General features: G+C 68.4%; 9 protein-coding genes and 1 tRNA gene. 3 read left to right on the plus strand and 7 right to left on the minus strand.

Annotated elements, in window-relative coordinates:
• Positions 1-10: 10 nt before the first annotated feature.
• The 7 genes from pknB to JOE30_RS03835 form a co-directional block, all read right to left on the minus strand.
• Positions 11-1945: a Stk1 family PASTA domain-containing Ser/Thr kinase gene (pknB, locus tag JOE30_RS03805; RefSeq protein WP_204869454.1), complete on the minus strand. Its 1935-nt coding sequence runs from the start codon at positions 1943-1945 to the stop codon at positions 11-13.
• Positions 1942-3360 (minus strand): serine/threonine-protein kinase, encoded by a 1419-nt coding sequence (locus JOE30_RS03810; protein ID WP_204869455.1) that lies wholly within the window; start codon positions 3358-3360, stop codon positions 1942-1944. Before JOE30_RS03810 ends, pknB begins: the two co-directional genes overlap by 4 nt.
• Before the next feature lie 7 nt (positions 3361-3367).
• Entirely contained in the window at positions 3368-4855 is a 1488-nt protein-coding gene (locus tag JOE30_RS03815; protein WP_204869456.1) for a penicillin-binding transpeptidase domain-containing protein, read from the minus strand.
• Positions 4852-6327 (minus strand): FtsW/RodA/SpoVE family cell cycle protein, encoded by a 1476-nt coding sequence (locus tag JOE30_RS03820; protein WP_204870751.1) that lies wholly within the window; start codon positions 6325-6327, stop codon positions 4852-4854. The genes JOE30_RS03815 and JOE30_RS03820 overlap by 4 nt, the downstream gene beginning before the upstream one ends.
• Positions 6327-7787, minus strand: coding sequence for a PP2C family serine/threonine-protein phosphatase (locus JOE30_RS03825; RefSeq protein ID WP_204869457.1), 1461 nt, complete (start codon positions 7785-7787; stop codon positions 6327-6329). Before JOE30_RS03825 ends, JOE30_RS03820 begins: the two co-directional genes overlap by 1 nt.
• Positions 7784-8245 (minus strand): FHA domain-containing protein, encoded by a 462-nt coding sequence (locus tag JOE30_RS03830; protein ID WP_027505924.1) that lies wholly within the window; start codon positions 8243-8245, stop codon positions 7784-7786. Before JOE30_RS03830 ends, JOE30_RS03825 begins: the two co-directional genes overlap by 4 nt.
• Before the next feature lie 138 nt (positions 8246-8383).
• A complete protein-coding gene (locus JOE30_RS03835; protein WP_204869458.1) occupies positions 8384-10063 on the minus strand; it encodes an FhaA domain-containing protein in 1680 nt (559 codons plus the stop codon).
• A 275-nt stretch (positions 10064-10338) separates the two neighbouring features.
• On the opposite strand from JOE30_RS03835, the gene JOE30_RS03840 reads away from it, so the two are divergent.
• From JOE30_RS03840 to JOE30_RS03850, 3 genes are all read left to right on the plus strand, one after another.
• Positions 10339-10424, plus strand: a tRNA-Leu gene (locus tag JOE30_RS03840).
• A gap of 444 nt (positions 10425-10868) precedes the next feature.
• Positions 10869-15470 carry a glutamate synthase large subunit gene (gltB, locus tag JOE30_RS03845; protein WP_204869459.1) on the plus strand — a complete coding sequence of 1534 codons (4602 nt, stop codon included), beginning with the start codon at positions 10869-10871 and terminating at the stop codon, positions 15468-15470.
• Positions 15463-16929, plus strand: coding sequence for a glutamate synthase subunit beta (locus tag JOE30_RS03850; RefSeq protein WP_027505921.1), 1467 nt, complete (start codon positions 15463-15465; stop codon positions 16927-16929). The genes gltB and JOE30_RS03850 overlap by 8 nt, the downstream gene beginning before the upstream one ends.
• Positions 16930-17000: the final 71 nt, after the last annotated feature.

Here is a 17000-nt window from a genome sequence, read left to right on the forward strand (position 1 = left end):
CGGCGTCGGGTCAGAGTCCGAACTTGCCGACGGTCACGTTGATGCGCGCCGTCTTCGCGATGGCCGTCCCCGGCGCGACCGCCTGCTGCTGAACACGGTTGACCTGCGTGAGGTCCGACGTCTGGACGTCGACCTGATCGATCTCGGCGATGCTGCCCTGCCACCCCGCGGCGCGGAGCAGTTCCACTGCCTGGACCGGAGTCTGGCCCGTCAGGTCCGGGATCTCGAACTGCGATCCGTTGGACACCCGCACCACCACGGTGTCGCCGTCCGTGGCGTTGCTGCCACCCGCGGGCGTCGTCGCGATCACCTGACCGGCCGGGAGCGTCGAGTCGACGTTCTGGCGATCGACGAGGAAACCGGCACCCGCGATGTTCGGCTGAGCGACGTCGATGTTCTGACCGACCACGTCGGGGACCCGCACCTGCCGCGGTCCGGATCCGAGCGTGATGCGTACCGACGAGCCCTGCGCCATCGACGATCCGCGAGCCGGCTCCTGACCGATGACCTTGTCGACGTCCGCGCGGGACGACGCGGCCCGGCCGATCGACGGGTCGAGAGCGAGACCGGCCTGCACCAGTGCCTGTTCCGCGGCGCTCTGCGTGAGTCCTGCCAGCTGGGGGACCTGGATCTGCTCCGGACCGGTGGACACCTCGAGAACGAGCATGCTGTTCTCGTCGACCGTCGTGCCGGACACGGGTCGCGTACCGATGACGGACCCCTCGGGCACCGTCGCATCGGATCGTTGCTGGACGTCGACGCGGAAGCCCGCGTTCTCGAGGGTGGTGCGGGCGGCGTCGGCGGTCTGCGCGGACACGTCCGGGACGGTCACCGAACGGGCTTCCGCACCGGGGCCGAGATTCCACAGGAAGACGCCGACGATGCCGACGACCACGAGTGCGGCGATCGCCATGACGGCGACGCGCAGGCCCTTGCGGCGAGGTCGGTCTCCCTCGTCGTCCGCGTCGGGGTGTGCGTGGCGGGCGATCCGGCGAGGCTCGCCGGAGTTGTCGGACGCCGGCCGGGCGCCGGGCCGCGGCGCGTCCATCGAGCCGAGGATGGTGGTGCGATCCTCGTCGTTCATGACCATCGGCGCACTGGGCCGCTGGCCACCGAGGACGCGGATGAGATCGGTCCGCATGTCCGCGGCGCTCTGGTACCGATTGGCCGGGTTCTTGCTCATCGCTTTGAGGATGATCGAGTCCAGCTCACGTGGGATGTCCGGATTCACCGACGACGGCAGTCGCGGATCCTCCCGCACGTGTTGGTACGCGACCGCGACCGGGGAGTCACCCGTGAACGGCGGCTCACCCGTCAGGATCTCGAACAGCACGCATCCGAGCGAGTAGACGTCGGACCGCGCGTCGACCTGCTCGCCGCGAGCCTGCTCGGGCGACAGGTACTGGGCGGTGCCGATGACGGCAGCGGTCTGCGTCATCGGAGACGAACTGTCGGCGATGGCCCGAGCGATGCCGAAGTCCATGACCTTGACGGCACCGGCGCGGTTGATCATCACGTTGGCCGGTTTCACGTCGCGGTGCACGATGCCGTTGCGGTGGCTGAAGTCGAGGGCGGCGCAGACGTCGGCGATGACCTCCATCGCGCGCTTGGGAGCCATCGGGCCCTCGGCGCGGACGATGTCGCGCAGCGTGTCGCCGTCGACGTACTCCATGACGATGTAGGGCAGCGGACCCGTCTCGGTCTCCGCCTCACCCGTGTCGTACACCGCGACGATTGCCGGATGGTTCAGTGCCGCAGCGTTCTGCGCCTCGCGGCGGAACCGCAGGTAGAACGTGGGATCGCGTGCGAGATCCTGACGCAGCACCTTGATGGCCACGTCGCGATCGAGACGACCGTCCTTCGCGAGGTGGACCTCCGACATGCCACCGAAACCGAGGATCTCACCGAGGTCGTACCGGGACGAGAGCTTGCGCGGTGTGGTCATCGCGATCCTCCCGGTGCGTAGTTGAACGGGTTGCCGTCCCCGTTGCCGTTGCCGTTCCCGCCGCCGAGACCGGGGATGGTGAACAGGCCCCCGTTGGTCGTGGTCGTGGTGGTCGTCGTGGGCTCGGTGGTCGTGGGCTCGGTGGTCGTGGTCGTCGTCGGTTCCGTCGTGGTGGTGGTGGTGGTGGTCGTCGTCGTCGTCGTGGTCGTGGGTTCGGTGGTGGTGGTCGTCGGCCGCGTCGTGGTGGTGGTCGGCTCCGTGGTGGGCGCCGCCGTGGTGGTCGAGGTGACGACGGGCGTCGAGCCGTTGCTCTCGGTGAAGACGAAGAGCCCGAACGCGACGACGGCGGCGAGGAGGAGCAGTCCACCGGCGGCCCAGGCCAGGGCCTTCTGCCCGGGGGTCATGCCGGACCCGCGGTCACGATCGGGTTCCGGTGATCGCGGTGTGGCCGCTGCCGCGGCGGCGTAGCCGGTGGCGGACGTGGTCATCATGCGGGTACTGGACGGCCCACCGGCGGCGCCGACGGGCGGGACGACCCGACCGGTACCGGACGCCGTACCCGGGGCGGGCGGGCGTCGGCCGGCGCGTACGGCGGCGACGGCATCGGCGAACTCGCCGCCGTTCTCGTACCGAGCGGCCGGGTCCTTGGTCATGGTGATCTCGACGAGTTCCCGCACCGGCTGAGGCAGATCGCCGGGAAGCGGCGGAGCGGCGTCCCGTACGTGCTTCATCGCGACCGTGAGTGCGCCGTCGCCGACGAACGGACGGGTCCCGCTGATGGCCTCGTAGCCCACGACGCCGAGCGAGTACACGTCGGACGCGGACGTCGCGTCCTGCCCCAGCGCCTGTTCGGGTGCGATGTACTGCGCGGTGCCCATGACCATGCCGGTGCGCGTGACGGGCGAGGCGTCCACGGCCTTCGCGATGCCGAAGTCGGTGATCTTCACCGTCCCGTCGGGCGTGATCATGATGTTGCCCGGCTTCACGTCGCGGTGGACGATGCCTGCGCGGTGGGCGGCCTGCAGGGCGCGGCCGGTCTGCTCGAGCATGTCCAGTGCGTGGACCAACGGAAGCCGGCCCATGCGCGTGAGCACCGTGTTGAGGGGCTCGCCGATGACGAGCTCCATGACGAGATACGCGAGCGACTGCCCGTTGGCGTCCCGCACCTCGCCGTAGTCGTAGATGTTGGCGATGCCGGGATGGTTCAACAGCGCGGTCGTGCGCGCCTCGACGCGGAACCGTTCGACGAACTCCGGGTCGTCCGAGAACTCCGGCTTGAGGATCTTGACGGCGACGCGGCGATCGAGCCGGTTGTCCGTCGCTTCCCAGACCTGTCCCATTCCACCGGTCGCGATCAGTCGGAGCAGTCGATAGCGGTCGGCGACCACTGCTCCGTTACCCAGGCCTCCACTCATGCGGGGCTCACCTCCCCTGCAATCCGGCGCCGAGCACTGCTCTCGCCACTGGTGCCGCGACGGACCCACCGGTGGCGGCGAGTGCGCGGTCACCACCGTTCTCGACGATGACCGCGATGGCGATCTTCGGGTCCTGTGCCGGCGCGAACGCGATGTACCAGGCGTGCGGAGGGGTGTTGCGCGGATCGCTGCCGTGCTCGGCCGTGCCGGTCTTGGACGCGATCTGCACCCCCGCGATCTTGCCCTCGCCGCCGGAGTTGTTCTCCGAGCCGACCATCAGATCGGTGAGTGTGGACGCGACCTCGGGAGAGATCGACTGGCCCAGTGACGTGGGCTCGGTGGTGTCGAGGGTCGACAGGTCCGGACCCTGCAGCTGGGCCACCATGTGCGGCGCCATACGCACGCCACCGTTCGCGATGGTGGCCGCGATCTCGGCGTTCTGCAGCGGTGTCAGTGCGACGTCGCGCTGGCCGATGCTGCTCTGACCGAGGGCGGCGTCGTCCGGGATCTCCCCGACGGTGCTGTCGGCGACGGGGATCGGCACGGCCTGGTTGGCCTCGCCGATGCCGAACGCGGACGCGGCGTCCTTGACGTTCTGGCTGCCGGCGTCGATACCGAGTTCCACGAAGGCGGTGTTGCAGGAGCGCGCGAACGCCTCGCGCAACGACGCGGTGGCGCCGCCGCCGCACGTGGAGCCGTTGTAGTTCTCGAGCGTCGTCGACGTGTCGGGCAGCGTGATGGTCGGCGCCGCCGTGAGCTGGGTGTCCGGGGTGGAGCCGGCCGCCAGCGCCGCCGCGGTGACCACCACCTTGAACGTCGAACCAGGCGGGTAGGTCTGGGAGACCGCGCGGTTGACCAGGGGCTCGCCCGGATCGCTGCTCAGTCGCTCCCACGCCTGCGTCGACGTCTCGCCGTCGTGCGTCGCCAGCTCGTTGGGGTCGTAGCTCGGCGTGCTCACCATCGTCAGGATCTTGCCGGTGGACGGCTCGATGGCCACGACGGAGCCGGTATAGCCCTTCGAGGTCAACTGGTCGTAGGCGACCTGCTGCATCACCGGGTCGATCGTGGTGACGACGTTGCCGCCGCGGGGGTCGCGACCGGAGAGCAGGTCGAAGAACCGCTTGCCGAACAGTCGGTTGTCCGAGCCGTTCAACACCGCGTCCTCGGACCGCTCGAGAGCGGTGCTCGAGTACAGCATCGAGTAGAAACCGGTGACCGGTGCGTTGGCGGCCGGGCTGGACGGTGCCGCGGGGTTGGCGGGGTACGTCCGCAGGTACTTGTAACGGTCGTCCGTCGCGACGGACGCGGCGAGCACCTGGCCGCCACTCGAGATCTGCCCACGCTGACGTGCGTACTCGTCGAGCAGCACCCGCGAGTTCCGCGGATCCGTTCGGAGATCGTCCGCCTTGATGACCTGGACGTACGTCGCGTTGGCGAGCAGGACGACGATCATCGCCATGACGCCGATGGCGACTCTGCGCAGAGGCGTGTTCACGGGCGCTTCACCACCTCGGTGGGAGCGTCACCGATCGGAGCCGCCGGTCCGCGCTTCTGCGGCACGACGGGCGCCCGCGCGGCGTCCGAGATCTTGATGAGCAAGGCGACCAGAGCGTAGTTCGCGAGCAGCGAGGATCCTCCGTAGGACATGAACGGTGTGGTGAGACCGGTGAGCGGGATGAGCTTGGTGACGCCGCCGACGACGACGAACAGCTGCACCGCGATGGTGACGGACAGCCCGGCGGCGAGCAGCTTGCCGAAGCTGTCGCGCACCGCGAGGGCGGTGCGCAGCCCGCGCAGCACGAAGACGAGGTACAGCATCAACACGGCGGCCAGGCCGATGAGGCCGAGCTCCTCGCCGATGGTCGCGATGATGAAGTCGGTGCTCGCGAACGGAACCTGCGACGGCCTGCCACTGCCGAGCCCGGTGCCGCCCATGCCGCCGGTCGCCAGACCGAACAGCGACTGCGAGATCTGATAGCCGGTGTCGTTGTAGTCCGCGAACGGATCGAGCCACGTGTCGGTACGGATCTTGACGTGACCGAAGAACTGGTACGCGAGCAGGAAGCCGAGGAGGAGCAGCGCGACGCCCACGACGATCCAGCCGACGCGCTCGGTGGCGACGTAGATCATCACCAGGACCGTGCAGTAGATCAGCAGCGACGTGCCGAGATCCTTCTCGAACACCAGGACGCCGATGGACACGATCCACGCGACGACGATGGGGCCGAGATCGCGGGCGCGCGGGAAGTCCATCCCGAGCACGTGCTTGCCCGCGGTGGTGAAGAGCTCGCGCTTCGCCACGAGCACCGAGGCGAAGAAGATGAGCAGCAGGATCTTGGAGAACTCGCCGGGCTGGATACTGAAGCCGGGCAACCGAATCCAGATCTTGGAGCCGTTGACCTCGGACAACGACGAGGGCAGGACGGCCGGGAGGGCCAGGAACACCAGACCGCCGAGGCCCAGGGTGTAGCCGTACCGCGCGAGGGTGCGGTAGTCGCGGACCAGCACGAGGACGGCGACGAACCCGGCGATACCCAGGGCCGTCCACAGCACCTGCTGCGTGGCGTCCGCCGACGGTTCCTCGATACCCAGGTACACGGCCGACTGCTGCGCTGCGAGATCGAGACGGTGGATGAGCACCAGTCCGAGCCCGTTCAGCATCGCGACGACCGGGAGCAGGAGCGGGTCCGCATGGGTGGCGAACCGGCGCACCGCGGCGTGAGCGAGCGCGAACATCGCGAGGTAGGCGAGGCCGTACTTCGCCAGGTCCCAGGTGATGGCCTGCTCCTGGCTCGCCTCGACGAGCACGAGCGACACCGTGGTGATGATCGCGGCGGCGCCGAGAAGCGCTGCTTCGACACCACGCTTCGTCGACTGCGGCGGTGCGGGAGCGAAGCCTCCGGGCGGGCTGGCGAACGAGGCGGACGACTGGCTGGGGGTGGACCGGTTCGGGGTCGGGGCGGACATCACGAACCCGTCCTGCAGGTCTGGCCCGCCACCAGCGTCGGCGTCGGTGCCGGGGTGGGCTCGATCGTGGTGGTCACCGGAGCTGCCGGATCGACGGGCACCGGTGGAACCGGTGCGGAAGGCGCGGCCGTGGGTGCGGGCGTCGCCTCGGGCGTCGGGCTCGGTGTGGTGGTGGCGCTCGCCGGGGGATCGCACGGGGGCAGCAGATCACCGGACGCGAGCCGTGCCACCTGGGTACGTGCGTCGTCGAGGGTGCCCGACGGCAGTCCCGAGCGCACCTGCTCGCGCGCCGAGGGCTGGAGATCGTCGACACCGAGCACCGTGCAGTCCGCGTCGCCCGGAGCGCGCAGCTCGACGGTCGCGTCCTCGGTGGCGGTGGCACCGTCGCGCACGCAACCGACGAGATCGACTTCCTGCAGCGAGAAGCCGAGCACGGAACCGGACACTCCGCGCATCACGACCACACGACCGTCGTCGGTGCCGACGTAGTAGTTGCGTTGCAGCAGTTGCCATCCCACGACCAGACCGACGACGAGGAGAGCGACCACGCCGAGGCCGGCAAGTGACCACCGGAGCTTGTGCGACTTCTTCTCCGGCACGGGCGGCGGTGTCACGACACGCTTCGGTGTGGTGCGGGGCGGACGCATGGCGGCGGCGCGGCCGGCTGCCGTGTTCGGCGGCGGCGCGTCCTCCTCGTCGGACATCGACGCGGCCCCGGCGAGAATGGGGTGCGACTGGCCGTAGTCCAGATCGATGACGTCGGCGACGACGACGGTGACGTTGTCGGGGCCACCGCTGCGCAGCGCCAGCTCGATGAGCCGATCGGCGCACTCGTCGTTCTCGCCCTCGCGGAGCGTGTCGGCGATGGTCTCGCTGCTGACGACGTCCGACAGGCCGTCGGAGCACAGGAGATAGCGATCCCCGGCGCGGGCTTCGCGCACCGTGAGTGTCGGCTCGATCTCGTTACCGGTGAGAGCGCGCATGATGAGCGACCGCTGCGGGTGCGAGTGCGCCTGCTCGGCCGTGATCCGGCCCTCGTCCACCAGGGACTGGACGAATGTGTCGTCTCGCGTGATCTGCGTCAGTTCGTCGTCGCGCAGCAGGTAGGCACGCGAGTCGCCGATGTGGACGAGCCCGATCTTCCTGCCGCCGAACAGGATCGCCGTCAGGGTCGTGCCCATGCCGTCGAGCTCGGGATCCTCTTCGACCTGCTCGGCGATGGTGGCGTTGCCCTCACGCGTCGCTCGTTCGAGTTTGCCCAGGAGATCGTCTCCCGGCTCGTCGTCGTCGAGGTGGGCGAGCGCCGCGATCATGAGCTGGGACGCGACCTCACCGGCAGCGTGCCCTCCCATGCCGTCGGCGAGAGCGAGCAGGCGGGCGCCGGCGTAGACCGAGTCCTCGTTGTTGGATCGCACGAGACCGCGATCGCTGCGCGCGGCGTAGCGGAGAACCAGTGTCACGGGCGCAGCTCGATCACGGTCTTGCCGACGCGCACGGGCGTGCCCAGCGGGACGCGCACCGCCGTCGTGACCTTGGCCCGGTCGAGGTAGGTGCCGTTGGTCGAACCGAGATCCTCGACGTACCAGTCACCCCCGCGAGGAGACAGCCGTGCGTGGCGCGTGGACGCGTAGTCGTCGGTGAGGACCAACGTCGAGTCGTCCGCCCGACCCATGAGGACCGGCTGCGACCCGAGCGTGATGCGGGTACCGGCCAGCGAACCCTGCGTGACCACCAGTTGCTTGGCCACCTTCGCCTTGCGGCCCTGCAACGACACCGGTGACGTGCGGGAGCGCGGTGCCACCCGCAGCCCGGAGGCTGCGTAGATGTCCGACCGCAGGGTGCGCAGCACTGCCCAGACGAACAACCACAGGATCAGGAGGAAGCCAGCTCGCGTGAGCTGCAGAATCAATCCCTGCACAGCGTGTCACCTCCTCGTGTCACCAGAAGCCGGGTCACGGCTTTCTCGGTCGCCCGGGGACGTCCCGTCTCGGAGCATCATAAGGGCAGGCGCCGACGGCCGGTGTCGGCCGCCGCACCCGTCGCCGGTCCGGTCGTCTCAGACGATCCGGACGAGGATCTCCGAATGACCCGCGCGGACGATGTCGCCGTCGGCCAGCTGCCAGTCCTGGACGGGTGCACCGTTCACGGTCGTGCCGTTCGTGGAACCCAGGTCGGACAGCATGGCCACCCGGCCGTCCCAGCGGATCTCGAAGTGCCGCCGCGAGACGCCGGTGTCGGGGAGCCGGAACTGGGCCTCCTGGCCGCGACCGACGACATTGCCGCCCTCGCGGAGCTGGTAGTGGCGGCCGCTGCCGTCCTCGAGCTGGAGAGTGGCGGCGAGCCCGCGGGACGCGGCCGGACGGTCGTAGTCGTCCCCGTCCGCGACCTGCTGGTAGCCCTGCGTGGCCGGCTGGTCGTACGCCGCCGCGGCGCCGTACGCCCGCGGCTGTGCGGCCTGGCCACCGTCGGCGTAGCCGCGCTGGTCGTAGTCGCCGTACGCCTGCTGACGGTCCTGACCGTGCTGATCCTGACCCTGCTGGTCGTAGCCGGACCGGTCGTAGCCGCGCTGGTCATAGCCCGCCTGGTCGTACCCGCCCTGGTCGTACCCGCGCTGGTCATAGCCCGCCTGGTCGTACCCGCGCTGGTCGTAGCCGCCCTGGTCGTGACCGCCCTGGTCGTGACCGCCCTGGTCGTAGCCGCGCTGGTCGTAGCCGCGCTGGTCATAGCCCTGCTGACCGTAGGCGCGGGGGTCGGGTCCACCCTGGTCGTACGGAGGACGGCCCTGACCGCGCGGATCCGCCGCCGGCTGTCCGTAGGCCTGGCGGTCGTACGGCTGCTGAGCGGGAGGCTGCTGGCCGTAGGCACGTGAGTCGTACGGTGCGCGGTTCTGCGGCTGGCGCCCGTATCCCTGGTCGTAGCCGGCCTGGTCGTGTCCCTGCTGCTCGTACCCCGCCTGGCCGTAGCCCTGCTGGTCGTACCCCGCCTGGCCGTAGCCCTGCTGATCGTGACCCTGTCCGTACGGTGCGCGTCCGTACCCACCCTGCTCCTGACCGGCAGGCGGCCGTCCGTAGCCCCGAGCGTCCTGGTCCGAGTCGCCGTACGCGCGGGGCGGGCGCACCCGGTTCTCCGCCGCCGGGTCGACGCGACCCGACGCCTCGGGGTCGTACGCCTCGGACGGGTACGCGCTGCCGTTGCGGGGTGTACGGGCGGCGACGCCCGATGCGGGCCGATCGTTGTCGCGGTCGGGCTCGTCGCCCTGGTTCTGAGTCCCTGAGTTCTGGGTCATGGGGCCGGCTCCTGATGTCGACGACGGTCGGTCTTGTGCAGTGGACTGGTGAGGTGGAGCGCTCTGCTGGGGTGACGCGTCGGGATCGACTGTTCCCGAGGTGCGGAACTGTCCCGTGTGCAGTGTGGTGGACGGTTCGAAGCGGACCACCACGCGCCCGTACGTCTGCCATCCCTGGTCGGTGATGAAGTCCTGGAGATGGCGTGAGAAGGCACGCGTGGTGAGGTCGTGGTCGGACGCGAGCCTGTCGTGATCCGACGGGCTGATGGTGATGACGTAGGCGTTGGGTGCCAGCAGATGTCCGCCGTCGAGCGTGCGGACCGACATGGTGGCCTCCTGCTGGAGGGCCGCCTCGACCTCCTGCGGCACCACACCGCCGCCGAAGACGCGAGCGAAGGCGTCGCCGACAGCACTCTGCAGCTTTCTCTCGAATCGCTGAACCACTCCCACGACACCCTCCTTCTCCGTCTTCGTCGGTACTGCTTCTCACATCGGTACTGCGTCCGTGCGTCGGAGACTCATGATGCTGGAACCGTCCCCGAGGCGTCCACGCCGCCGACGTCCGCGCGGGCCTCGCGGCCTCGCGTGTCCTTCCGGCGTGCGACTACCGATCCATGCTATACGCCCGGAATCGGTTCCCGGCCCCGCCTCGGCACCGGAAACCCGGACCGACGGTATGGATTTCTGCCCGAGAGACGGGTCGTGTTAATCTCGTCCCGTCGCTCGGGCGAGTGGCGGAATGGCAGACGCGCTGGCTTCAGGTGCCAGTGTCCTTCGGGACGTGGGGGTTCAAGTCCCCCTTCGCCCACCACACTGGCCGTAGCTGAGAAATCGCTACGGCCAGTAGTCTTTCACCGGTAGTTCGTACGACTGTGAGATCTCCGACGTCGAGCTCGTGCGCTCCGGGAGTATTCTCATGGTCGAACGCCGAGGTACCGCGCAACGTCGCGCACACTCCCACACCGCCGGGGGAACGACCAGGTCAGGCCCAATTGAGGATGCCCTGATTTGTGAATTCGACCGGTTCCTGACTTATCGTTCAGCTGCGGGGTCGACCCACAAGGATTGCCCCTGCCCGAAAACACTCGGTCACCACCTCGGAACGGATCGTTGTCCGAGAGGGGCCGGAGCCCCATCGGAGTGCGTGTTCAACGGTGAACCCGCTCTCGCATCGCCCCGCGGTGGTTCACGTCGAATCTCGGACGTGGCCGCGCTCTCGCGGATCTTGGCTCGACTCGTCAGTTAGGCAAGACACATGCAGCTTCCCGGACACCGGTACCCATCAGCGCGCGGCCTCTACGATCCCGCCAACGAACACGACTCCTGCGGTGTCGCGTTCGTGGTCGACATGCATGGCCGACGGAGCCGCGACATCGTCGACAAGGCGATCACGGCGCTGATCAATCTCGAACACCGCGGCGCTGCGGGTGCCGAGCCCAACACGGGTGACGGTGCCGGCATCCTGATCCAGGTCCCCGACGCGTTCTATCGCGCCGTGGTCGACTTCGATCTGCCGCCCGAGGGCTCCTACGCCACCGGTATCGCGTTCCTCCCGCAGGCGCGCGCCGCGTCCGCAGAAGCGGTCGCCGGTGTCGAGCGTGTCGTGACCGAGGAGGGCCTCGAGGTTCTCGGCTGGCGCGACATCGAGACGGACGACGCCTCCCTGGGCGCGCTGGCTCGTGACGCCATGCCGACGTTCCGCCAGCTGTTCGTTGCCGCTCCCGACCGTGCACTGTCCGGCATCGATCTCGAGCGCCGCGCGTTCGTCGTGCGCAAGCGCGTCGAGCACGAACTCGGACTCGAGGGCCCCGGCAAGGACGGTCCCGGACGCGAGTCCGTGTACTTCCCGTCGCTGTCGCCGTCGACCATCGTCTACAAGGGCATGCTCACGACTCCGCAGCTGCGGGGCTTCTACCTCGATCTGCAGGACGAGCGCGTCGTCAGTGCGCTCGGTCTGGTGCACTCGCGCTTCTCCACCAACACGTTCCCCTCGTGGCCGCTGGCCCACCCGTTCCGCCGGGTCGCGCACAACGGTGAGATCAACACCGTCACCGGCAACGAGAACTGGATGCGTGCCCGCGAGGCCCTCATCGAGTCGGACGTCTTCGGTGGCCCGGAGAAGCTAGAGAAGATCTTCCCGGTGAACACGCACGGAGCGTCGGACACCGCGCGCTTCGACGAGGTGTTGGAGTTCCTGCACCTCGGCGGTCGCAGCCTGCCGCACGCCGTGCTCATGATGATCCCCGAGGCGTGGGAGCACCACGACAAGATGGATCCGGCTCGCCGGGCGTTCTACCAGTACCACTCGACTCTGATGGAGCCCTGGGACGGACCGGCGTCGGTGTGCTTCACCGACGGCACCGTCATCGGCGCGGTCCTCGACCGCAACGGCCTGCGCCCCAGCCGGCTCTGGGTCACCGAGGACGGCCTGGTCATCATGGCGTCCGAGGTCGGCGTCCTCGACATCGAGCCGTCGAAGATCGTGCGTAAGGTTCGCCTGCAGCCCGGTCGCATGTTCCTGGTGGACACCGCGCAGGGTCGCATCGTCAGCGACGACGAGATCAAGGACGAGCTCGCGGCCGAGCACCCCTACCAGGAGTGGCTGGACGAGGGTCTCGTCGAGATCGAGGACCTGCCCGAGCGCCCGCACGTCCACATGACGCACGACCGCGTGCTGATCCGTCAGCAGATCTTCGGCTACACCACCGAGGAACTGACCATGCTGGTCGCGCCCATGGCCAAGGCCGGCGCCGAGGCCATCGGGTCCATGGGAACCGACACGCCCGTCGCCGTGCTCTCGAACCGCCCGCGCATGCTGTTCGACTACTTCTCGCAGCTGTTCGCGCAGGTGACCAACCCGCCCCTGGACGCCATCCGGGAAGAGGTGGTCACCAGCCTCGGCGGCACCATCGGTCCGGAGCGAGATCTCCTGCAGCCCAGTGCCGAAGCGTGCCGGCAGATCGTGCTCAAGTCCCCGATCCTGCACAACGACGAGCTGGCCAAGCTGGTCCACATCAACGACGACGGCACCCAGGACGGACTGCGGTCCGTGGTGGTTCGCGGCCTCTACCCGGTCGCCGAAGGCGGCGAGGGACTGCGTCGTTCGCTCGAGATCATTCGTTCGCAGGTCTCCGCGGCGATCGACGGCGGTGCGCGCATCGTCATCCTGTCCGACCGTGAGTCGAGCGAGCGGCTGGCACCGATCCCGTCGCTGCTGCTGACCTCGGCCGTGCATCACCACCTCGTCCGGGAGAAGACCCGCACCAAGGTGGGGCTGATCGTCGAGGCCGGTGACGCCCGCGAGGTCCACCACATGGCCACCCTCGTCGGCTTCGGTGCCGCAGCGGTCAACCCCTACATGGCGTTCGAGTCGATCGAGGACATGATCGATCGCGACACCCTGCAGGGCATCGACTACGACAGCGCCGTCAAGAACTACATCAAGGCCGCCGGCAAGGGCGTGCTGAAGGTGATGTCGAAGATGGGCATCTCGACGCTCGCCTCGTACACCGGCGCCCAGCTGTTCCAGGTCATCGGCCTGTCGCAGGCACTGGTCGACGAGTACTTCTACGGTGTGCAGTCGCCGCTCGGCGGTATCGATCTCGATCAGATCGCGGCCGACGTCGCGGTGCGTCACGGAGTCGCATACCTGGACAACAAGTTCGAGCGCGCGCACCGCGAGCTCGAGACGGGCGGCGAGTACCAGTGGCGCCGCGAGGGCGAGTACCACCTGTTCAACCCGGACACGGTGTTCAAGCTCCAGCACGCGACCCGCACCGGTCAGTACTCCGTGTTCAAGGAGTACACCCGCATGGTGGACGACCAGTCCGAGCGGCTCGCGTCGCTGCGCGGCCTGTTCCGCTTCAAGACCGAGGGTCGCACCCCGATCCCGATCGACGAGGTGGAGTCGGCACGCGACATCGTCAAGCGTTTCTCCACGGGTGCGATGAGCTACGGCTCCATCTCGGCCGAGGCGCACGAGACGCTGGCCATCGCGATGAACCGCCTCGGTGGTCGCTCGAACTCGGGTGAGGGCGGCGAGGACACCGCACGCTTCCTCCCCGACGAGAACGGTGACTGGCGTCGGTCGGCCATCAAGCAGGTCGCGTCGGGTCGTTTCGGTGTCACGTCGAACTACCTGACCAACTGCACCGACATCCAGATCAAGATGGCGCAGGGCGCCAAGCCCGGTGAGGGCGGCCAACTTCCGGCGCACAAGGTGTACCCGTGGGTGGCCGAGGTGCGTCACTCGACGCCGGGTGTCGGCCTCATCTCGCCGCCCCCGCACCACGACATCTACTCGATCGAGGATCTGGCTCAGCTGATCCACGACCTGAAGAACGCCAACCCGTCGGCGCGCATCCACGTGAAGCTCGTCTCCGAGGTCGGTGTCGGTACGGTCGCCGCCGGTGTCTCCAAGGCGCACGCGGACGTGGTGCTCATCTCGGGCCACGACGGCGGCACGGGCGCCACCCCGTTGACGTCGGTCAAGCACGCCGGCGCACCGTGGGAGCTAGGCCTGGCCGAGACCCAGCAGACGTTGCTGCTCAACGGTCTTCGCGATCGCATCGTCGTGCAGGTCGACGGTCAGCTCAAGACCGGTCGCGACGTCATGGTCGCCGCGCTGCTCGGTGGTGAGGAGTTCGGCTTCGCCACCGCGCCGCTGGTGGTCTCGGGCTGCATCATGATGCGCGTCTGCCACCTGGACACCTGCCCGGTGGGCGTGGCGACGCAGAACCCGCTGCTGCGCAAGCGTTTCGCCGGTCAGCCCGAGTTCGTCGAGAACTTCTTCCTGTACATCGCCGAGGAGGTCCGCGAGTACCTCGCGGAGTTCGGTTTCCGCACGCTCGACGAGGCCATCGGCCAGGTCGCGCTGCTGGACACCACCGCGGCGAAGGATCACTGGAAGGCGTCGAAGCTCGATCTGTCGCCGATCCTGGACGTCGCCGAGTCGGCGTTCATGAACCAGGATCTCTACTGCACCGGTACGCAGGACCACGCACTGGACAAGGCTCTCGACCAGCAACTCATCGCGGCGAGCCGCGAGGCACTGGACAAGGGCGAGAAGGTCGAGTTCTCGACGCGGATCACCAATGTGAACCGCACCGTGGGCACGATGCTCGGCCACGAGGTCACCAAGGCGTACGGCGAGGACGGTCTGCCGGAAGGCACGATCGACATCACCTTCACGGGATCGGCCGGCAACAGCTTCGGAGCGTTCGTGCCCAAGGGCATGACGCTGCGACTGCAGGGCGACGCCAACGACTTCGTCGGCAAGGGTCTGTCCGGTGGGCGGATCGTCGTACGCCCGTCGCTCGAGGCCAACTCGAGCTTCGTCGCCGAGAACAACATCATCGCCGGCAACGTGATCCTCTTCGGTGCCACCGAGGGTGAGGCGCTCATCCGCGGTGTCGTCGGTGAGCGGTTCGCCGTCCGTAACTCGGGCGCCGTCGCGGTGGTCGAGGGTGTCGGTGACCACGGGTGCGAGTACATGACCGGTGGCAAGGTCGTCATCCTCGGCGAGACCGGCCGCAACTTCGGTGCCGGCATGTCCGGCGGTGTGGCGTTCGTCTTCGACCCGAACTCGACGTTCGAGGACAACCTGAACACCGAGCTCGTCGACATCGAGGAGCTCCAGGGTGACGAGTTCGCGTGGCTCAAGGATGCGATCACGCGGCATCGTGACGAGACCGGGTCCGAGGTCGCCGAGCGCATCCTCGCGGACTGGTCGCAGCAGGTCAATCACTTCGTGAAGGTGATGCCCCGCGACTACAAGAAGGTACTGCTCGCGATCTCCGAGGCCGAGAAGAACGGCGCGGACGTGGACGAGGCGATCATGGAGGCAGCTCGTGGGTGACCCACAGGGATTTCTGAAGAACACGTCGCGGGAGCTCCCGTCGCGGCGTCCCGTCGACCTGCGCCTCATGGACTGGAAGGAGGTGTACGAGGACTTCTCCACGGACACCCTCCGCACCCAGGCCAGCCGGTGCATGGACTGTGGCATTCCGTTCTGCCACAACGGGTGCCCGCTCGGGAACTTGATTCCCGAGTGGAACGACCTGGTGTACAAGGACCGGTGGCGCGAGAGCATCGACCGGTTGCACGCCACCAACAACTTCCCGGAGTTCACGGGCCGGCTGTGCCCGGCTCCGTGTGAGGCGTCGTGCGTCCTGGGCATCAACCAGGACCCGGTGACCATCAAGCAGGTCGAGGTCGAGATCATCGATCGCGCCTTCGACGAGGGATGGGTCCAGCCCGTCTACCCGACGTACCTCACCGGCAAGAAGGTGGCCGTCGTCGGTTCCGGTCCCGCGGGTCTCGCTGCCGCGCAGCAGCTCACGCGTGCCGGCCACACCGTCACCGTGTTCGAGCGAGCGGATCGCATCGGCGGACTCCTGCGCTACGGCATCCCCGAGTTCAAGATGGAGAAGCGCCACATCGATCGCCGGTTGGCGCAGATGGAGGCCGAGGGCACCATCTTCCGCACCGGTGTCAATGTCGGTGTCGACATCACCGCGGACGAGCTCCGCGAGGAGTTCGACTCGGTCGTCCTGTCGGGCGGTGCCACCAAGGCCCGCGACCTCGAGGTCCCCGGCCGCGAGTACGGCGGCATCCATCAGGCGATGGAGTTCCTGCCCTGGGCCAACCGTGTTCAGCTCGGCGACGACGTCGTCGACCAGTACGGCCAGCCGCCCATCACGGCGAAGGGCAAGAAGGTCGTCATCATCGGCGGCGGCGACACCGGCGCGGACTGCCTCGGCACGTCGCACCGTCAGGGCGCGGCCAGCGTCCACCAGTTCGAGATCATGCCCCGCCCGCCGGAGGAGCGCGCCGGATCCACCCCGTGGCCGACGTACCCGCTGGTCTACCGCGTGTCCTCGGCTCACGAGGAGGGCGGCGAGCGCGTCTTCTCCGTCAACACGGAGCGCTTCACGGGCGAGAACGGCATGGTCACCGGACTCGACGCGCACGAGGTCGAGTTCAAGGACGGTCGCTTCGCCAAGGTCGAGGGGTCGGACTTCCACCTCGAGGCCGACATCGTGTTCCTCGCGATGGGCTTCACCGGACCCGAGAAGCCGGGCCTGCTCACCGACCTCGGGGTGAACCTCAACGAGCGCGGCAACGTGTCGCGGACCGACAAGTGGAACACCAACGTCGACGGTGTCTTCGTGGCCGGCGACATGGGCCGCGGTCAGTCGCTCATCGTGTGGGCCATCGCCGAGGGCCGCTCCTGCGCGTCCGCGGTCGATTCGTTCCTCATGGGAAAGACGGCGCTGCCCGCGCCGATCGTGCCCACCCAGGCACCCCAGCGGTAGCGAGCCCACACCCCCGGTACGAACAGAACACCCCCTGCAGCCTGCTGCAGAGGGTGTTCTGTGTCGGGAGT

The organism is Rhodococcus sp. PvP016, from assembly GCF_017832185.1.
Classification (GTDB): Bacteria; Actinomycetota; Actinomycetes; order Mycobacteriales; family Mycobacteriaceae; genus Rhodococcoides.

What these genes read in the sequence shown, in the direction of transcription:
- gltB (WP_204869459.1), top strand. Translation starts at nt 10,869, where the DNA reads ATGCAGCTTCCCGGACACCGGTACCCATCAGCGCGCGGCCTCTACGAT.
- JOE30_RS03810 (WP_204869455.1), bottom strand. Translation starts at nt 3,360, where the DNA reads ATGAGTGGAGGCCTGGGTAACGGAGCAGTGGTCGCCGACCGCTATCGA.
- pknB (WP_204869454.1), bottom strand. Translation starts at nt 1,945, where the DNA reads ATGACCACACCGCGCAAGCTCTCGTCCCGGTACGACCTCGGTGAGATC.
- JOE30_RS03820 (WP_204870751.1), bottom strand. Translation starts at nt 6,327, where the DNA reads ATGTCCGCCCCGACCCCGAACCGGTCCACCCCCAGCCAGTCGTCCGCC.